This window comes from Cecembia sp., from assembly GCF_007126775.1.
Lineage (GTDB): Bacteria > Bacteroidota > Bacteroidia > Cytophagales > Cyclobacteriaceae > Cecembia.
Genome location: NZ_SLAP01000001.1, coordinates 1 through 18,209, shown reverse-complemented (window position 1 = coordinate 18,209; position 18,209 = coordinate 1). Strand labels below are relative to the sequence as shown.

Here is an 18,209-nt window from a genome sequence, read left to right as displayed (position 1 = left end):
TGACATGAAAATGATTACTTTTCCTGTAAGGATAGGGCTTTTCCTATCCTTATTTATGTTTATACTTACCAATACCACATTTTCTCAGAATTTTTTTGGCAAAAGCTTTCAACATATCCATGATGAAAGGTGCGCGGCGACCCACTTCGAAAAACTCCAAGAAGAAAAATTAGGCGTATACGGAAGCAAGGAATATTTTGAGTCCTGGATGCAGGCTAAAGTCAAAGAAAGAAAGTTACGCCCATCTGCAGAAGCCAGGACTTCGGAAGATGTGATTTTAATTCCGGTAGTAGTCCACGTGATTCACAACGGTACGCCAGTAGGAGAAGGGTCCAACATCCCTTTTTCACAGATAGAATCGCAGATAAGAACACTCAATGAAGATTTTAGGAGGCAAAACCCAGATGCATCCCAAACACCACAAGAATTTTTAGGAGTTGCTGCAGATTCTAGAATAGAGTTTGTGCTTGCAAAGCAAGATCCTCGGGGTTTACCAACGGACGGAGTTCATAGGGTGCAAGGTCCGAACAATACTTACAGCCCCAACGATGCAGGTTTAATAGGTCAATTGGCACTTTGGCCTCCAGAAGATTATTTAAATATTTGGGTTGTCCCATTGGTCAACCCGTTTATTGGTTATGCTACTTTCCCGGTTTCTGATTTACCAGGTTTGAGCTTTCCTGCTTCTTCGAGAGAAACAGATGGCGTAACAGTAGATTTTCGCTATTTCGGACAGGGGGGATCGGCTGTTTCCGGCTCTAGAGGAAGAACCCTTACTCATGAAGTAGGTCATTTTTTAGGACTAAGACACATTTGGGGTGATGGAGATTGCAATGCCGATGATTTTGTGAGTGATACACCCAATCAAGATGGGCCCAATACCATCTGTAGGACCTCCCCTAGGGTAACTTGTAACACCAGGGATATGGTTGAAAATTACATGGATTATACCACTGATGTTTGTATGAATATCTTTACGCAGGGGCAAGTGGAAAGAATGGAAGTTGTACTCGCAAACAGTCCCAGAAGAGCAAGTTTGGTAAATGGCAGGGCAACAGTGGAGCCTGTTTTACAGGATAATGATTTGGGAATAGAACGCCTGATCAATCCACAGGATTTTGTTTGTGAGCTTACATTGGAGCCTGAAATTATCATTTTCAATGCTGGTAGCAACCGTATTATTTCTGCCACTATTGAAATAAGAAATAACGGCAATCTATTACAGAGCCTCAACCTTCCTCTAAATTTAGAAACCGGTGATGCTGATACTGTCCGCTTCAATACCATTACATTAAGCGAAAACAGCAATAGTTTTGAGGTCAATATCATGGAAGTAAATGGATCTATTGACCCCAATCCTACAAATAATTCAGTGGTTTCTAGTCCATTCCTTCAACCTGAACTACAATTGCCCTACATCTTCAGAATGGAGGATTTTGGAAATTCTTGGGTGGTAGACAACCCCGACAATGATTTGACATGGGAAATTTTCCCTCTAACACTAGGTGGTAATGTGCAGGAGGTTATCAGGATTCAGAATTATGAGTATGATGCAGGTGGTGAACTTGATTTCCTGATTTCTCCACAGATCAATCTATCTGCTTTTCCCAATTCGCAGCTAACCTTTAAAATGGCCCATGCTCCATACAATGCCCAAGGGTTTGGGGACAATTTGATAATTGCCATATCAGTGGATTGTGGAAACACATTTGAAATTATCGATGCTCCTTACAATAAAGACAGGGTATTCCTTCAAACCTCAGAGCCTAAATTGAATGAATTTTTTCCCCGAAATGAAAATGAATTCCGAAGAGAAATTGTCAATTTGGCTCCATTTGCTGAATTTGGAAGTGTTAGGATTGCTTTTATCAACAGAAATGGTTTTGGAAACAATATTTATCTGAAAGAGATTGAAGTTTTATCGGAAGAATTTTACCGCTATGACTTACAGCTCACTGAGCTGATCAACCCAACTCCCATTTCCAACGGAAATCATGAAGCAGAGTCCATTATGGTCAAAAATACGGGTAACTTAGCTGTTTCAGGTTTTGTATTCAGGCGTACAACCAATGGTTCACCAAGGCAATCCTTCTTGGCAAGAGGTACAAATGTAGATCCAGGAGACTCTACATTGATTAACCTACCTCTTTCTACCCGTGATGGGGTCAACAGGCTGGTTTACCTCCTTGAATTTCCGAATTTTGATCAGAACCAGCGAGATCCTATCAATTTGGACAGGCATGTTGTAATAGACAGGGAAAATATAAGGGTACCTTGGAGGCAGAATTTTAACAACATGGTGAATCTGACACCATGGACAACTATCAATCCTGAAAACAACTTCCGTGCCTGGACATTGTCACCTTTACAAGTCGGTTCCTCTTCCAGTAATGTGGCCAGAATAGATCCAGGTTCAGGTCCTAATTCTTATTGGTTGGGCTCTCCCCTATTTGACTTAAGGTCCTCCCAACAGGCCGCCTTGTTCTTTGACAGGGCTGCCGGTCCGGTAAGTGCTTCTACCCGCTTGTTGGTATTGGCAAGTGATGATGGTGGTGTTACATATGAAGAGGTATTTAGTAAAGCCGGTTCTGAATTGACAACTGTAAATTCCTCGGATCCGAATCCAAATGACCCTTCTGATTTCCTCAGGGAATTTATCGATTTAACAGAATTTGCTGGAACTAATAAATCCATGGTGAGGGTAGCAGTAGTTTTGGAAGGTGGAGATGAAAATAACAGCATCATTTACCTGAATAATCTTGAACTGTTCTTATCGGCGAATCCTGAGCCTGTAGATCCCGGCTTAGGGAATACCATCATTTATCCAAATCCAGCTAGTGATGTATTCAATATTGTTTTCAATCTTCCTAGATTTGAAACTGTAAATATTCAAATCACTTCTGCTACGGGAGCTTTGGTTCACGATGTAGATTATCCCAATACACTTAACCAAACATATACCTTCAGTTCGCAAAATTTCTCAAAAGGATTATTTATTGTGAAGATAACCAGTCAATCGGTCACTGAAACCCGGAAACTGATAATCCGATAATCATGGGCAAGGGGTATAAATGAATGGATTCTTTTTTGATTGCATGGAATTACTGCTCCTGGAGAATAATTGGCTTATTCTTTGATTGCCATTTTATAGTTAAGGATGATTGTAAAAATTAATCATAAATTTATACGTTTGTATAGTAACCCATTCAAAATTTCATGAGTGATTTTAAAAAATCCGCCAAAAAAATATTCATACATTTATTTTTGGTAATTGGCCTGGTGCTGCTCTTGGCAATTCTTTTTTTAAAAGTCTTTTTGCCTGCTTACACCAATCATGGGCAGACAGTCAGTGTTCCAGACCTTGAAGGCTTTGAGTACAATCGTTTACAGAGTTATCTAGAAGAAAGGAATCTCTTATTTGAGGTTTCTTTAGACAGTGGTTATAATGCAGAATTGCCGGCTTTAACTGTTCTTAAACAGAATCCTCAATCAGGGAGTAAGGTGAAACAAGGGCGTAAAGTATATGTTACGCTCAACTCACAAAATGCCCCTTTGATCAAAATGCCCAATCTGGTCAATGCTCCTTTAAAAAATGCCCAGGAGATTCTTGACAATATGGGTCTTATTCGAGGGGAATTTATATATATACCTGACATTACCTTTAATGTAGTACTTGAACAGCGTTATAGAGGGCGAGATATTCCTGAAGGGTTTGAGATTCCCAAGGGGTCTCAGATTGACTTGGTTATAGGGGATGGTTTGGGCAATCAAATTCTGGATGTTCCCAATTTGATCGGATTGGATGAAGTGGATGCAGAATTCCTTATTTTAGGATCAGGATTACGTCTGGGAAGAATCAATTATGTGCAGACAGATACGATTTCTTCGGGAATCATTATCCGACAAATGCCTCCGGCTGGCGCAGAAGTAAAAACTGGGGAATCTATTGATATTTGGATTTCTGATGTAAAAATTAATTAAGAATTTAATGGTACAGCGAAATGTTGTGGTGCTATTTTTTATCACTTATATCCTTTTGGCATTTTGCCAATCGGTTAGTGCACAGCTGCAGCAACTTCCTACACCTATAAAACCTGATCAAAAAAAAGATATTGTCAATGCCAGGTTCAATGAAGAGCCGTTAAACCTGCCATTTTGGGAAGATTTTTCAAGCCCGGGAATTAACCCTGAAAAGTGGATCAACGAAGGCACCACGCAGTCTTTTACTGTTGGCAATGCAGCACCGAGTTTGGGTGTTCTTTTGATGGATGGCGTTGATGAACGGGGAAGACCATATTCAAATGTTTTGGTAGAACAAGGCATAACAGATAGGATCAGCTCCAGGGTAATCGATTTATCCGGCCTAAGTGAAGCCGAAAGGAATACGGTTTTTTTAAGTTTTTATTGGCAGCCCGGTGGCAAAGCTGAATTGCCAGACTTCAATGATGACCTCAACTTATTTTTCTTGGATACAGCAGGAAATTGGATTCAGGTTTGGAGTGTTTCGGGAGATTTAGATGAAGAACAATTCTTTTTTACGCCAGAAATCATACAGGTATCCGAAGATTTTCAACATGAAAACTTTCAATTCAGGTTTCAAATAAGTGGAAGGGCTTCAGGCCCTTTTGACTCATGGCTATTGGATTACATATATTTAAATAAAAACCGTAATTCGAATGATCTTTTCTTCCCGGACAGAGCGCTTACACAAACCAATGGAAGGCCATTAGGCAAATTTTCTGCTGTTCCCCTTATTGAGTTGCGCAGTAAAAGTACTTCCATCTGGAGCAATTCTTCCAATGAATTTAATAATCTTGAAAACAGGTTTCGGGCAATGGAATACTCCATTGAACTGAGAGACAAAAGTAACAACACGCTTATCAAGAGCATCAATAGCAATACCCCCTTTAATCCAGTTCCACTAGCAAATGAGCGGAGACTTTTTTTAAGCAGTGATTTTGGAAGCATTCCTATTCCTGAGGGAGAGACGGACCTGGAATTGATTACCTATATCAGTTCTGGAGATGGACCACTGTTTCAAATTGTTGATGGAGACAGTATTCTTTTTGAAGAGGTAAATTTGAAGGTGAATGATACCGTTAGAACCATCATCCCCATTAGAGACTTCTATGCCTATGACGATGGTAAAGTAGACTATTCTGCTGGAATCAACCAAAGGAATGGCATGTTGGCCAATAGATTCGAGACTGAAAACCCTGTTTTTGTTAAAGGGATCAGCATTAATTTCACCAATTTTTTGCAGGCCAATACATTTATTGACCTGATGATTTGGACCAACCTTAACAATGAACCTGTTTTTGTAAAAGAAGTATTTATCCCGGAAAAAGACTCATTGGAAGCTTTTGCTTATTTTGAATTGGAAGAAAATGTCCGAATAGATGGCTCTTTTTTCGTTGGTTTTACCCAATTTACCAATGATTTCATCTATGTGGGCTTAGACAAAACCTTTGATAATGGAAGTGAAATATTTTTTAATGTTTCAGGAAGTTGGCAGCAAAATACCATTGTTGATGGGTCACTAATGATCCGGGTTCACCTGAGTGAAGAACCCCTGATCGAAGAACAAAATGAGACGGAATCATCAATCAGGGTATATCCTAATCCTGTGTCCGACTGGTTAAATATAGAAGGGAAGGTCGATGATATATATATATTCGATAATTTTGGAAGAAGATTAGAACTTCCAATAGAAAATGTCCAAAAAGATGGCAAATTGATTAATTTTGTAGGGATGCAAACGGGGGTATACCTCATTCAGGTCATTCAGGGCGAAGAACAAAAATCATTCAGAATATTAGTCAAATAAACAAATGGAAGACATCAACGTATCAGAACTAAGAGAGAAGCTACAAAATAATGAAGAATTTGTATTCATTGACGTGCGGGAAGAATGGGAGTATGAGGAGGATAATTTAGGAGCACAAAATATTCCATTGGGCCAGCTTCCATATGAATTAGATGAATTGGAGGAATACAAAGACAAAGAAATTGTATTACAGTGCCGCTCAGGTGCCCGCAGTGGAAATGCCAAAAAATTCATGGAAACCAGAGGATTCACAAAAGTAAGGAATTTACTGGGAGGGATTTTGGCATATAGACAAATGGAAGAAGAAGGTGCTTAAATTCCGGAACTTATTCCGGAATTTTTCATTTTGATTTTTTGATTTGCCATTTTCCCTTTTTTTCACTAGATTTTTAGGAAATATTCAAGCAATGCTCCAATCCACACTCATCAAAAAACAGCCTAGGCTGTATCTCTTTATACCCTTTTATTACACCTTATGGGAAGATGCAGTACTTACTCCTTCAGAAATCAGGGTGATGCATCAACTCATCACAGAGGTAAAAGGTATAGGCAATGAGGAGCGGGCTTTTCTTACAGAAAACCTTAATCCTCAAAAAGCGCCTGCCTCAAAAACACTTAAAAGTTGGAGGAAAGAAGTACAAAAACTTGATTTGGGCGCAACAGCTACACTAACTGATATCAGTCTGGCATTGGCAAAAAAATATGATCCTGAGATCAGGCTGTCAGACGATGAAATGCAATCCTTTTTATCCGCTGAAATTGCATTAGGCATAGTAGGACGGGAAGCACGCTTTATTTTTACGAAAGGGCATGAGACCCTGACAGGAGAGCAACATGCAGAAAGCAATTTTGATATTTCCGAAATGATAGCGCTGCTCAACGGAAATCAGGCAAAATTGATCAATAAAGTAAAGACCGTTATTTCAGATCCGTCATTTGCATTTATAGAATACCAGAGTTTGGAGGAGCAACGGGAACAGGTTCTGCTATGGTGTAAAGCTTTAGCAGATCAAGGCTTTGGTTCTTGGGCTTACCCAGAATTTGCAGGGGGAAAAGGTGATATGGAAGGATATTTCACCATCATGGAAACCTTATCTTACCATGACCTGAGTATGGTCATTAAATTTGGTGTTCAATTTGGGTTATGGGGCATGAGCATATATTTTTTAGGTACACAAAAACACCACCGGAAATACCTCCAAGAAATAGGCAGTCTGGAACTGCCCGGTTGCTTTGCCATGACAGAAACCGGACATGGTTCCAATGTCAGAGGCTTGGAAACTACAGCTACCTATAACCATGGAAATGGCACTTTTTCTATTCACACCCCTAATCCTGATGCAAGAAAAGAGTATATAGGCAATGCGGCACTTCACGGCCAAATGGCTACTGTATTCGCAAAATTGATCATCAATGACGAAGATTATGGTGTGAATGCCTTTATTGTCCCCTTAAGAGATCCATCCGGAAATCTTTTAAAGGGGGTTCGAATAACGGATTGCGGTAAAAAAATGGGACTTAATGGTGTGGACAATGGGGTGATATACTTCGATCATGTCATTATCCCTAAAGAAAATATGTTGGACAGATTCTCCTCCATAAATAAAAATGGAGAATTTGAAAGTACCATAAGCTCGGACAATAAAAGGTTTTTCACCATGTTAGGGACATTGGTGGGAGGTAGAATTGGAATTCCCAGATCAGCTTTATCAGCCAGCAAAACAGGGCTTACCATTGCCATTCGATATGGAAACAGAAGGAAGCAGTTTGGCCCAGTTGGAGGAGAAGAGGTTCCCATACTCAATTACCGCATGCATCAAAGGCGCTTGATACCACCTTTGGCTACAGTTTATGCCCTGCATTTTTCTCTTAAATACCTAACAACACGTTATATACAGCAATCTGAAGAAGATGCACAGGAGATTGAAGCCCTGGCAGCAGGCCTAAAAGCTTACACTACTTGGTTTGCTACCAGCACCCTTCAGGAATGCCGTGAGGCTTGTGGTGGAAAAGGCTATCTTTCTGAAAACCGAATTGATGATCTGAAAAACGATACAGATGTTTACACCACTTTTGAAGGTGATAATGTGGTATTGATGCAATTGGTGGCCAAGAACAGACTGACTGAATTTAGACAGGAATTCAGTGATATGAATATGTTTACTGTATTTAATTACATTGCCAATCAGGCTAAAGTAAGCATTACAGAAAAAAATCCGATGGTTACCAGGAATACGGACGAGAGCCACCTTTTGGATTTGGACTTTCACCTCAGTGCTTTTCGGTACCGGGAAAGGGCAATTTTGAGCAGTGCAGCACAAAGGATCAAAAGACATATTGACGATGGAATGGATTCTTTTGATGCCTTTAATGTGGTCCAACACCATTTGGTCAATGTTAGTCAGGCTTATATTGAAAGGGTCATTCTTGAAAATTTCCAGCGTAAAATACAGGATATGACCAAAGAGTCCTGTAAGACCATACTTACCCAACTCTGTCAACTTTTTGCATTATTTACTATTGAAAAAAATAGAGGCTGGTACTTAGAACAAGGCTACATGGAGGGCGTAAAAACGAAGGCCATCAGAAAAATGGTCAATCAACTGTGTTGGGACATAAGAAAAGATGCCATCTCTCTAACCGATGCATTCGACATCCCTGAATCCTGTATTGCAGCCCCAATTGCTATTAGAAAAAAATTGTAAGGGCTTTAAAATGCAAAGCCCATTCTAAGATCAATATTTTCAGCTACATGTCCATGTGCCTTCAATGAAATACCAATAGAAAAGTTTTTGAAGTACTGATATTTCAGTAAATAACGTTGGTAAAATAGGTTCTCAACATATCCTATAGGCTTTTGCGTATATACTGCCATTCTTTGACTGAAATCGAATTTTCCAAATAGAAAATGGTGGGCTATGTAGGGCGATGGCATGATCGACTCTAAGCGGCTGTTGTTTACAGTCAAGGAATAATCTTTATTGACCTCAAGTCCCGCACCTAGTCCATTAATTGCGCTCAAAGGTTTAATAGCACCAAAAACCAAAGAAAAACTGGGCAATCTACCTTCCTGTCCTTTTGCTCTCCGTGTTGTCAAACCGCCTTCCAAAAAAAATGAGATTTGTCTATCTTCATCATATAGGGAATATTTAGGCAGTTGTTCATTTTTTAGATAATAGCTCATTCCTACTCCTATCATTGGAAAATTAATTCCTTTGTTGGGCTGCCTTTGTCCCCCATTGGAAATATGATTGTAAGCCAAGGAAAAACTAAGTGCAAGATCATCATTGATGGCATATGCTAACCTAGGTGTCAGAAAAAGGAGAAAACTCAATTTCGAACTAAAAAAGACATTATCAGGATTGTTTTCCTCATCAAAAACCTGGTCCAAATAGGTGAATCCCATACCTGAAAGGATGCTGAAAGTCCATTTGGGATGACGCCAGATAATCGGTTCAAAAGTCCCTGAGAGACTACTTGCTGTGCCCAAAGTCTCCCTATTTGCAAAATTATAATGACTGACCTGTATGCCCAAATAATGAAAACAGTTACAAGCTGCCCATTTTTTTTCAGATAAACCCATCATTTGATATTGAAGGCTAAACCCATATGGATTATTTTGAGCAAAAGGCTGTAATTCAGGGGAATGTGCAATAATAAAACCGTAGGATGATTCCAAATTCAAGCGGGTATTGAATTGGGCATTGGTCAAATTACTAAAAAGCAGTAAAATTATAATCAAGTAAAAACGCATGATTCGGATCTTAAGTGACAATAGTTCTACTGATTGTGCTCAAAAATGTTGCAATTTTACAGACAAGCTGATCAAAAATAGATATTGATCAAAATTAAAACTATAAATAATTATGAATGTAGATTTTTGGAATGAAAAGTTCACCCAAACACCCGGCCTTTACGGAGAAGAGCCAAATCGGTTTTTGAAAATACAGTTGCAATCGCTTTCACCTGGATATCTTTTGCTCCCAGGAGAAGGAGAAGGTAGAAATGCTTTATTTGCTGCATCCAAGGGTTGGAAAGTACTGGCCCTTGATCAAAGCCCCATTGCCAAGAAGCATACCTTGGAAAAAGCCCGAAAAAACGGACTTGATATCGAATACCAAGTTTGTGATATTGAAAAATTTATTCATGAGGGTACGAAATTTGATGTAATTGCACTTATTTATTTTCACCTTCCTTCCAGTATAAGGGCTCAAATCCATGCCAGATTTGAAGCAATGATCAAAGAAAATGGGCTATTGATAATTGAAGGTTTTGGCAAGAACCAGCTTAAATTTTCATCAGGTGGGCCCAAAAATGCTGAAATGCTTTATGCAATCAAGGAAATCAAGTCTGATTTTCCAGGTATAACGTGGGAATATGAATTCGAAGGAAATGATATTCTGAATGAAGGCATCGGGCATTCTGGAGAGGCAGATCTAGTTCGCCTTGTTGGAAGAAAATTAAGTGACTAACTGATAAAAATCAGTAATTAATTATCAAATCCTTAATATATTGAAATTATTAAATTTAAGACAACAGTAACCTCAAAGCCATGAAAATACTTGTCCCTACTGACTTCTCTGAAAATGCGCTTAATGCATTAGATTTTGCTAAAAAAATTGCCCACAAGGAGCATGCTTCCATCACCTTATTTTATGCCTTTTATGCAGTTTATGATTTTGCGGCCCAAGCTACTGAAATTCTGGGTCAGATAGAACAAGAGGCCAAAAGTGAACTCAAAAAGGCAACTGAAGCAGGAAAAGCAGAGGGTTTAGAGTTTAATTATAAAATAATGCAGGGAACTGTTTCCTCGGCGGTGACTTCTTTTGCCTACAGGGAAGAATATGATTTGATCGTCATGGGGACACAGGGAGCAAGTGGAATAAAAAAAGCACTGATTGGTTCCAATACAGGCCATGTGATCAAAGAAAGCAAAACAGCGGTATTAGCTGTTCCAGAAGCAGCCAAATTGAACAAAGTAAAGAAAATTGCCATTGGTCTTGAACTCCAAAATGAAGAAGAAAAATATTTCAAAAAATTATTTGATCTTACCCGGGAACTCAGTCTTCCTTACGAATTTTTCCATCTCCAAAAAGAAAATAACTTTGAAAAATCCATAGAGTTCAAAGGCCTTGAATCACATCTTAAAGAGCAATATCCTGACCTAAAACTGGATTTTAAAATCTTTCAAAAAGAAGATACAGAGAAAGGTCTCAAAGAATATTTGGAGGAAAATGAAGAAGCATTGCTGGTCATGTTTTATAAGCACAAAACCTTCTTCGAATACCTGTTCAATAGAAGTGAAAGTCTAAAAATGGCCTTCCACACCCATGTGCCACTACTGATAATTAAATAAAAAAAGCCTACCTTTATCATTCTTTATGTAGAATTACGGCAAGTTGTAAGCCGCTTTTAATCGATTTCAATGCCAAATTAGAACACACAACATCTTATTTGGCGAATTTATATTTAGCCAAAATGGCATTCAAAAATTTAGGAATAATTGACCCTATCCTTAAGGCGGTCGCCAAAGAAGGATACACAACACCCACACCCATTCAGCAACAAGCAATCCCTTTGGTATTAGAAGGTAGAGACCTTCTTGGGTGTGCACAGACAGGCACGGGAAAAACCGCTGCCTTCGCCATACCTATCATACAACGCCTCAGCGAACACAAACAGCGCAGGCCTGGGATAAAATCCTTAATTCTTACCCCAACAAGAGAGTTAGCCATTCAGATAGATGAAAGTTTTGCTGCTTACGGAAAATTTGCAGAGATCAGGCATACCGTCATATTTGGCGGTGTATCCCAACTTCATCAAACCAATGCTCTCAAAAGAGGCGTGGATGTCTTGGTAGCAACTCCGGGAAGATTACTGGATCTCATCAATCAAAAGTTTGTAGATCTCAGACATCTTGAAATATTCGTCTTAGATGAAGCGGATAGGATGTTGGATATGGGTTTTATCCATGATGTAAAAAAAATCATTGCTTTATTGCCTAAGAAAAGGCAGACCCTTTTCTTCTCGGCTACCATGCCGCCCGAAATTCAAAAACTGGCAGATTCCTTATTGACCAAACCGGCATTTGTGGAAGTCACTCCTCCTTCCTCAACTGTTGACAAAATCCAACAACAGCTTTTTCTTACATACAAGGCGGACAAACCAAAACTGTTGCTCCATCTCCTTAAAGAAGAAAAAATAGGCTCCGCATTGGTTTTTACCCGCACAAAGCATGGTGCGGACAAGGTGGTGAAATTTCTAGTCCGTGAAAATATCAAAGCAGCAGCTATCCATGGAAATAAAAGCCAAAATGCAAGACAGAATGCCTTGAATGGTTTTAAAAGCGGAAAATTACAGGTTTTGGTAGCTACTGATATTGCAGCAAGAGGGATTGACATCGACGAATTATCCAACGTCTTTAATTTTGACTTACCGAATATACCTGAAACGTATGTTCACCGAATCGGTAGAACAGGGAGGGCAGGAAATTCAGGAATTGCCATGTCATTTTGCGATGCCGAAGAACTAAAAGACTTGAGGGATATCGAAAAACTGATCGGTAAAAAAATACCTGTGGTGGAAGATCACCCTTATGTTTTCAAGGGTGTCATGAAACAGGAGGCTTCAAAGAAAAAGCCGCAACAAAATCAAAGAAGAAGGCGTTATTGAATTTTGTAAACAGCTTTTCTTGAGCTGAGGTTGACCTTTAAAGTCAATGTAGGTATTTTTCACTGTTCAGAAGGAATATTTCCCTCTGAACAGTGAAAATCAATTGAAGTCCCCCTACCTGAATTCATAATCCACACCACTGACCTGCGTAAGTAAAGTTGCAGGTGCATCAAGTGCTACAGCTGCTTCTCTTGGGCTTGGGGTCACAGGAGAATTTTCTGCCAAATAGTTCAACATCACATCATGTAGCGTGAGGTCAAGATTCTTGACATTTTTCACATTGTTCATCCTACAGACCACATCTGCAGGATCTCCTTCCCGTTCGCATGCTGAAATACTGTAAGTTTTATTCATTTCTAAAGGTGCTCCCTTTACCATAATGGATTCTACACGTTTATTTTCTTCACCAAAGGCATGAAAACGAACATCCATTCCATTGAATTTGATCACCCATCCACCGAACCTTTTGGAAGCATCCTCAGCAAATACATTGTTTAGCTCTTTCTCCATCCAATCCCATAGCTGCTGACCGGTTACTTCTCCCCTTCTAACAATACTGTCCACAGGCAACATATCATAAATAAAGCCTCTGGTAATGGGGATATTTCCTGTTTGATCAGGAGTAACCAATGGAGGGCAAAACCGGAACCCATTGGAAAGCACAAAGTCAACATCAGGCATGTTCCATCTCAAAGCATCGGTTACCATGGTATCAATGGGATTCTCAATGACAAAATAACGGTAAAGGGGAATAGTGCTGTACCCCACTACTTCACTGATTTCTTCCAAATAAGGTGCTTCGACACCATCAATTATTTTAGCTATCCTGTCTGATCCCTTAATTTTATCCGCAGGAATATCTAACAAGGCATATTCATCTCCAACAATTTTCCCATTATCTATCTCAAGTACCAATTTACCCAAGAAGGATCCGAATGCTCCAGGCTGGACCACTTTGGCATATTTCCCTTGAATGGGTTTTCTTACCCTTTCGTGCGTATCCGCACCGAAAATATAATCTACACCTTCACAGGCCGGATTATTGGAAAGGGCTATTTCTTGGGATAAGCCTGTATGGGAAAGTATACCAACAAAGGCACATTGTTCTTGATTTTTAAGCACATCTACATAATAGGCTAAATTCTCTTCAGGTTTTGTAAAAATTATGCCTTCACTGTAGCCTGGAGACTGTCTTTTTGGTATCAAGTGGTCATTATAGCCTACGAAACCAAACTTTACCCCATTTACAGTCCAAATAAAATAAGGTGGAAAAATCAATTCACCACGTTTACCATCCCCAAGGTCATGGTACATATTGGCACAAACCTTACTGCCATGCAAAGCCCCCATGAGTTGCTGCATGGGCCCTTTATTATAAACTACTTCCCAATTTCCCGGAAGGTATAAGTCATACGACATTGCATTGAGAATGGGAACAATGGCCTTACCTTCTGTTTTAACAGAAAGCATGGAACCCTGAAACATATCTCCTGTATCCATTAAAAAAGAATACTCTGATTTGGCCCTTTCTTCCTGAATAAAGGTGTGCAGGTTGGCATATCCACCTGCTTTTTTGAAAGCTGTCTGTCCATCTTCCCAATACAATTCATCATGTGGATGAATTTGGCAATGCACATCCGTAGTTTGAAGGAAAGTCACCTTAAATTTTTCTTTAGGAATTCCAGCGTCAGTTGCTACACTTTTTTTGGGACTGTCACAGGATGCAAGAGGACTTGCAGCGAATAAACCTGTGCCGGCTCCCAATGCACCTAACTTTTTTAGAAATTCTCTTTTTGATGGGTTCATTTTAGACATGGTTTCCTTTGGGTTCTTCATTAATATTCAATATTTGATTACTGATTGGTAACTTACTTTAAATACCTGATTTTGGATAAAATCAGACTGGTATGAAATCTGGCAAAATACACAGATTATCAAATATCATGGAATATGGGTACAATCTGTGTGACTTTTATTACAAGTGGTCTTTGGGCTATTTTCCAATATCTTTTTTAAAATTGGTTTTTTGGGTAAATTCAGATTCTCAACCAATCTGATTCGATGATGAAAAAAACATTTCTTTTTCTCCAAATTGTCTTTTTATACCTGGGATCAATCTGCCCAGCTTGGGCTCAAAGTCCTGAAAATAATTCCCTTTTGTGGAAAATTTCCGGAAATGGCCTGGAACATGATTCCTACCTATTTGGAACCATACACATTATTTGTCAGGATCAATTTAAAATGGATGACAGAATTTTAAACGCCTTGCGGTCATCAGAAAAAATTGCGCTAGAATTGGACCTCTCGGATCAGAGCGAACTGATGGCTATGCAAAAATTATCCATGAATGAGGATTTTGCCAATATAGAGAATGAATTTGATCCAGAAACCAGAGAGGCAGTGGATGCCTTTCTTACCGAACATTATGGAGTAGGGCTACAGCAATTTGGAATTTTCAAGCCTTTTGCTCTCTCCAGCTTAATTTTAGTCAAATTGCTCCCCTGTGAGGATGTGGGCAGTTATGAATTATTTTTTGTAGAAAAAGCCAAAGAGGAAGGTATCCCCATGATAGGCTTGGAAACCGGAGAATTTCAGATATCCCTTTTTGATCAGATTCCTCTCCAACAACAATTAGATGATCTTGGGAAAATGGTGACTGATAAAGAAAGCATGGATGAGTTTTTAGCCTTGGTCAGCGCCTACCTGGAAGAGGATATTGATCGTTTATATGAATTGATCACAGAAGCCGATATGTTCAAAGAGTATGGAGATATTCTTCTTGCTAGCAGGAATAAAAACTGGATTCCTACAATAGAAGCCTTAATCAGGGATCAACCTTCATTTATTGCAGTGGGCTCTGGGCACCTGGCCTCAGAAATGGGGGTAATTCAATTGCTGAAAGATGCAGGATACCATCTTGAACCCATGTATGCCGAACCAATATACTGAATTACAATTATTTGTTTGGTTTTTTTATTATCTTAATACCTGTAAATCATTGGAAATGACATGGAATCCTTAAGCAAAAATATTAGTATAGCGCGATTAAAGACCATCAGCATGGTATTGGTAGCAGCGGTTTTTTTTCCATTTTTTGTACACTTGATCCCTCCTCAAAACGGGATACCTATTGGAGCATTTCTATTACCTATGTTTTATATTCCTTTTATTGCGCTATTCGCATATAACTGGAAAGTAGCCTTACCTATAGCCTTTTTGGCTCCCATTTTAAATTTTCTGATCACAGGAAACCCCAACTGGGAATTTCTGACTGTTTTGACCTTGGAATTGATCTTGTTTACAGGGATAGCATATTTATTGCTGAATGGGAATTGGAGTAAATGGGTAGCTGCCCCTTTGGGGTATTTGGGCGCTAAAATTATTTCATCCCTTCTTTTGAATTTTATTCCCATGGTAAGCAGTGTACCCTGGGATTTTTTCCTCAGCTCGATTACAAGGGCTTTACCAGGTATTGGCGTCTTATTATTGATCAATTTCCTTCTGTTGATGTTCTTAAATAAGGACAAGGAAAGTGAATATTCCCCAAATTAAATCTGTCAATTAACCCTCAAATCATGGCTGAAAAATTTCCATTGTCTCTAAACAGTATTCAGCAGCGACTAGCAGCATATCCCCTTCCTGATGTGGATTTTGTCCTTGGCATAGGTCGAGGTGGCTCTATTCCTGCGGAGATGGTGGCTAAGACCATTTCCAAACCTTTCAGAATCATTCGGGTAAATTTCAGGGATGATAAGAACCAGCCTCAAAGACAGGCACCGGAACTGCTGGAGGAATTGGAGCTTCCAATACAAATTGGGGCACGTATTTTATTGGTGGACGATGTTTCGGTTACAGGAAAAACTTTGACAACGGTAAAAGAAAAATTAACAGACTTTAAGGTAAGCACCTTGGTTTTTAAGGGAAATGCAGATCATGTGCTTTTTCCTGAGATCAATACTTGCGTAGAATGGCCATGGAACATTTCAGAGGTTGAGCAGCAGCGTAAACTTGCAGAAAGAAGAAAATTCCTGAAATCATTGGCTGGTATCACTGCTGGGATGATGCTGCCATTATCAGGATCAGGCGTTCTAGGAAGTTCTTCACAAGCTTTTCAATCAATTGGCAGGGACCGATTGGGGGATCTACTCCCACAGAGAAAATTTGGAAATACAGGCATAGATATGACCATGTTAGGGCTAGGTGGAGCACATATTGCCCGAATGAGTGAGAAAGAGGCTCAGAAGACCATTGAAACGGCCCTGGAAGGCGGTATCCGTTTTTTTGACAATGCTGAATCCTATGGAAGCGGTTTGGCTGAAAAACGTTACGGTATGTTTTTGAGCCCCAAATACAGAGATGTAGCTTTTATACAAAGCAAGTCTACCGCAAGAGACGGGAAAACGGCGAAGGCCCATCTGGAAGGCAGCTTAAAAAGAATGAATACAGACTACCTGGATTTGTGGTTTATCCATGCGGTAGGAAGCCCCACAGATGTAGACAACAGGATCAACAATGGTGTATTGGAAGTGGTAATGGAAGCACAACAGAGTGGAAAAGTGAAATATGTAGGATTCTCGGGCCATTCGGACTACAAGGCTCATCTCAGGATGCTGGAAAAAACCAATACCATGCAGGTATGTCAGATGCCTGTAAACGCCTTTGACCCCAATTACAAGAGTTTTATTCAGAATGTATTGCCCCGATTGGTCGAAAAGGGAATTGCTCCTATAGCCATGAAAACCTTGGCCAATGGAGGTTTTTTTGGCGGCACCTCCCATTTCAACCATGGAGATAAACCCAAAATTGTCCCCAATGTGCTTAGTGTAGAAGAAGCCTTGTTTTTCTCTTGGTCCCTTCCCATATCCGTTTTGGTAACAGGGGCAGATGATGCCAAGATGCTACAGGAAAAAATTGATCTGGCCCGAAAATTTCAAGCTTTTGATGAAAAAGAGCGGCTGGATTTGGTAGACAGGGTCGCAGGGTTTGAGGGAAGGTTTGTGGAGTATTATAAGGTTTGATTACAGGAATGGTTTGGTAGCTATCATCCAAATCGGCTAGTTTTGAAACAGAAATAAAAATCCATGAAAAATAGTTATTTAATACCCTTACTGATTTTACTTCTTTTTGCCTGTAATGCGGGGCCTAGAAATGCTGCTGATCTGGTATTTACAAATGGCATTGTTTATACGGTAGATGAATCTGCTCCTAAAGCAGAAGCTGTGGCGGTAAAAAATGGGCTGATATTGGCAGTAGGAACTACCGAAGAAATCCAAGCTTTTGTCGGCAAAGAAACCGAAATTATAGACCTGCAAGGAAAAACCATGACCCCGGGTTTTATAGAATCCCATGCCCACTTAATGGGCATAGGCTATAACAAACTGGACATAGATCTGATGTACGTCCAAACCTATGATGAACTCATAGAGAAAGTTGCAGAGGCCGCAGCCAATGCAGAACCTGGGGAATGGATCACCGGAAGGGGATGGCATCAGGACAAGTGGATCAAGATGCCTGACAATACCGTGAAAGGTTTCCAGACCCATGAGCAGTTGAGCGCAGTGACACCAGACAATCCGGTGTTTTTGGCCCATGCTTCCGGTCATGCTTCATTTGTCAATCAAAAAGCAATGGAATTGGCCGGTATCACGCCATTAGGAAGTGAGAATCCCCGTCAGGAAGTGGAAGGAGGAGAAGTCCTGAGAGATGAGTT

At 39.8% G+C, this 18,209-nt stretch carries 14 protein-coding genes; 12 read left to right on the top strand and 2 right to left on the bottom strand.

Annotated features, from left to right (window positions below; translation table 11 throughout):
* The first annotated feature begins 4 nt into the window (after window positions 1-4).
* The 5 genes from QZT73_RS00070 to QZT73_RS00050 all read left to right on the top strand — a co-directional run bounded on the left by QZT73_RS00070 (window position 5) and on the right by QZT73_RS00050 (window position 8,532).
* Window positions 5-3,052: a M43 family zinc metalloprotease gene (locus QZT73_RS00070; protein ID WP_291786023.1), complete on the top strand. Its 3,048-nt coding sequence runs from the start codon at window positions 5-7 to the stop codon at window positions 3,050-3,052.
* Window positions 3,053-3,216: 164 nt separating this feature from the next.
* Window positions 3,217-3,981: a PASTA domain-containing protein gene (locus QZT73_RS00065; RefSeq protein WP_291783009.1), complete on the top strand. Its 765-nt coding sequence runs from the start codon at window positions 3,217-3,219 to the stop codon at window positions 3,979-3,981.
* 7 nt (window positions 3,982-3,988) lie between these two features.
* On the top strand, window positions 3,989-5,827 hold the full coding sequence (locus tag QZT73_RS00060; protein WP_291786022.1) for a T9SS type A sorting domain-containing protein: 1,839 nt from the start codon (window positions 3,989-3,991) through the stop codon (window positions 5,825-5,827).
* 4 nt (window positions 5,828-5,831) lie between these two features.
* Complete coding sequence (locus QZT73_RS00055; RefSeq protein ID WP_291783003.1) at window positions 5,832-6,143, top strand: rhodanese-like domain-containing protein; 312 nt, start codon at window positions 5,832-5,834, stop codon at window positions 6,141-6,143.
* Between the two features lie 91 nt (window positions 6,144-6,234).
* Window positions 6,235-8,532, top strand: coding sequence for an acyl-CoA dehydrogenase (locus QZT73_RS00050; RefSeq protein WP_291786020.1), 2,298 nt, complete (start codon window positions 6,235-6,237; stop codon window positions 8,530-8,532).
* A 5-nt stretch (window positions 8,533-8,537) separates the two neighbouring features.
* On the opposite strand, the gene QZT73_RS00045 is transcribed toward QZT73_RS00050, so the two are convergent.
* Window positions 8,538-9,581: an acyloxyacyl hydrolase gene (locus QZT73_RS00045; RefSeq protein WP_291783000.1), complete on the bottom strand. Its 1,044-nt coding sequence runs from the start codon at window positions 9,579-9,581 to the stop codon at window positions 8,538-8,540.
* 112 nt (window positions 9,582-9,693) lie between these two features.
* On the opposite strand from QZT73_RS00045, the gene QZT73_RS00040 reads away from it, so the two are divergent.
* The 3 genes from QZT73_RS00040 to QZT73_RS00030 all read left to right on the top strand — a co-directional run bounded on the left by QZT73_RS00040 (window position 9,694) and on the right by QZT73_RS00030 (window position 12,499).
* A complete protein-coding gene (locus QZT73_RS00040) occupies window positions 9,694-10,299 on the top strand; it encodes a class I SAM-dependent methyltransferase (protein ID WP_291786019.1) in 606 nt (201 codons plus the stop codon).
* Window positions 10,300-10,379: 80 nt separating this feature from the next.
* Window positions 10,380-11,183: a universal stress protein gene (locus QZT73_RS00035; RefSeq protein ID WP_291782994.1), complete on the top strand. Its 804-nt coding sequence runs from the start codon at window positions 10,380-10,382 to the stop codon at window positions 11,181-11,183.
* A gap of 122 nt (window positions 11,184-11,305) precedes the next feature.
* Window positions 11,306-12,499, top strand: a complete 1,194-nt coding sequence (locus QZT73_RS00030) for a DEAD/DEAH box helicase (RefSeq protein WP_291786017.1) — start codon at window positions 11,306-11,308, stop codon at window positions 12,497-12,499.
* A 114-nt stretch (window positions 12,500-12,613) separates the two neighbouring features.
* Here QZT73_RS00030 and QZT73_RS00025 read toward each other — a convergent pair whose 3' ends face one another.
* Entirely contained in the window at window positions 12,614-14,335 is a 1,722-nt protein-coding gene (locus QZT73_RS00025; protein WP_291786014.1) for a 5'-nucleotidase C-terminal domain-containing protein, read from the bottom strand.
* A 225-nt stretch (window positions 14,336-14,560) separates the two neighbouring features.
* Between QZT73_RS00025 and QZT73_RS00020 the strand changes: the two genes are divergently transcribed.
* From QZT73_RS00020 to QZT73_RS00005, 4 genes are all read left to right on the top strand, one after another.
* The gene (locus QZT73_RS00020; protein ID WP_291786012.1) at window positions 14,561-15,448 is read left to right on the top strand and encodes a TraB/GumN family protein; all 888 of its coding nucleotides are present in this window, start codon (window positions 14,561-14,563) and stop codon (window positions 15,446-15,448) included.
* Window positions 15,449-15,508: 60 nt separating this feature from the next.
* Entirely contained in the window at window positions 15,509-16,051 is a 543-nt protein-coding gene (locus QZT73_RS00015) for a hypothetical protein (protein ID WP_291782982.1), read from the top strand.
* Between the two features lie 23 nt (window positions 16,052-16,074).
* On the top strand, window positions 16,075-17,517 hold the full coding sequence (locus tag QZT73_RS00010; RefSeq protein WP_291786010.1) for an aldo/keto reductase: 1,443 nt from the start codon (window positions 16,075-16,077) through the stop codon (window positions 17,515-17,517).
* A gap of 63 nt (window positions 17,518-17,580) precedes the next feature.
* A partial coding sequence (locus QZT73_RS00005) for an amidohydrolase family protein (protein ID WP_291786008.1) occupies window positions 17,581-18,209 on the top strand: 629 nt, incomplete at its 3' end.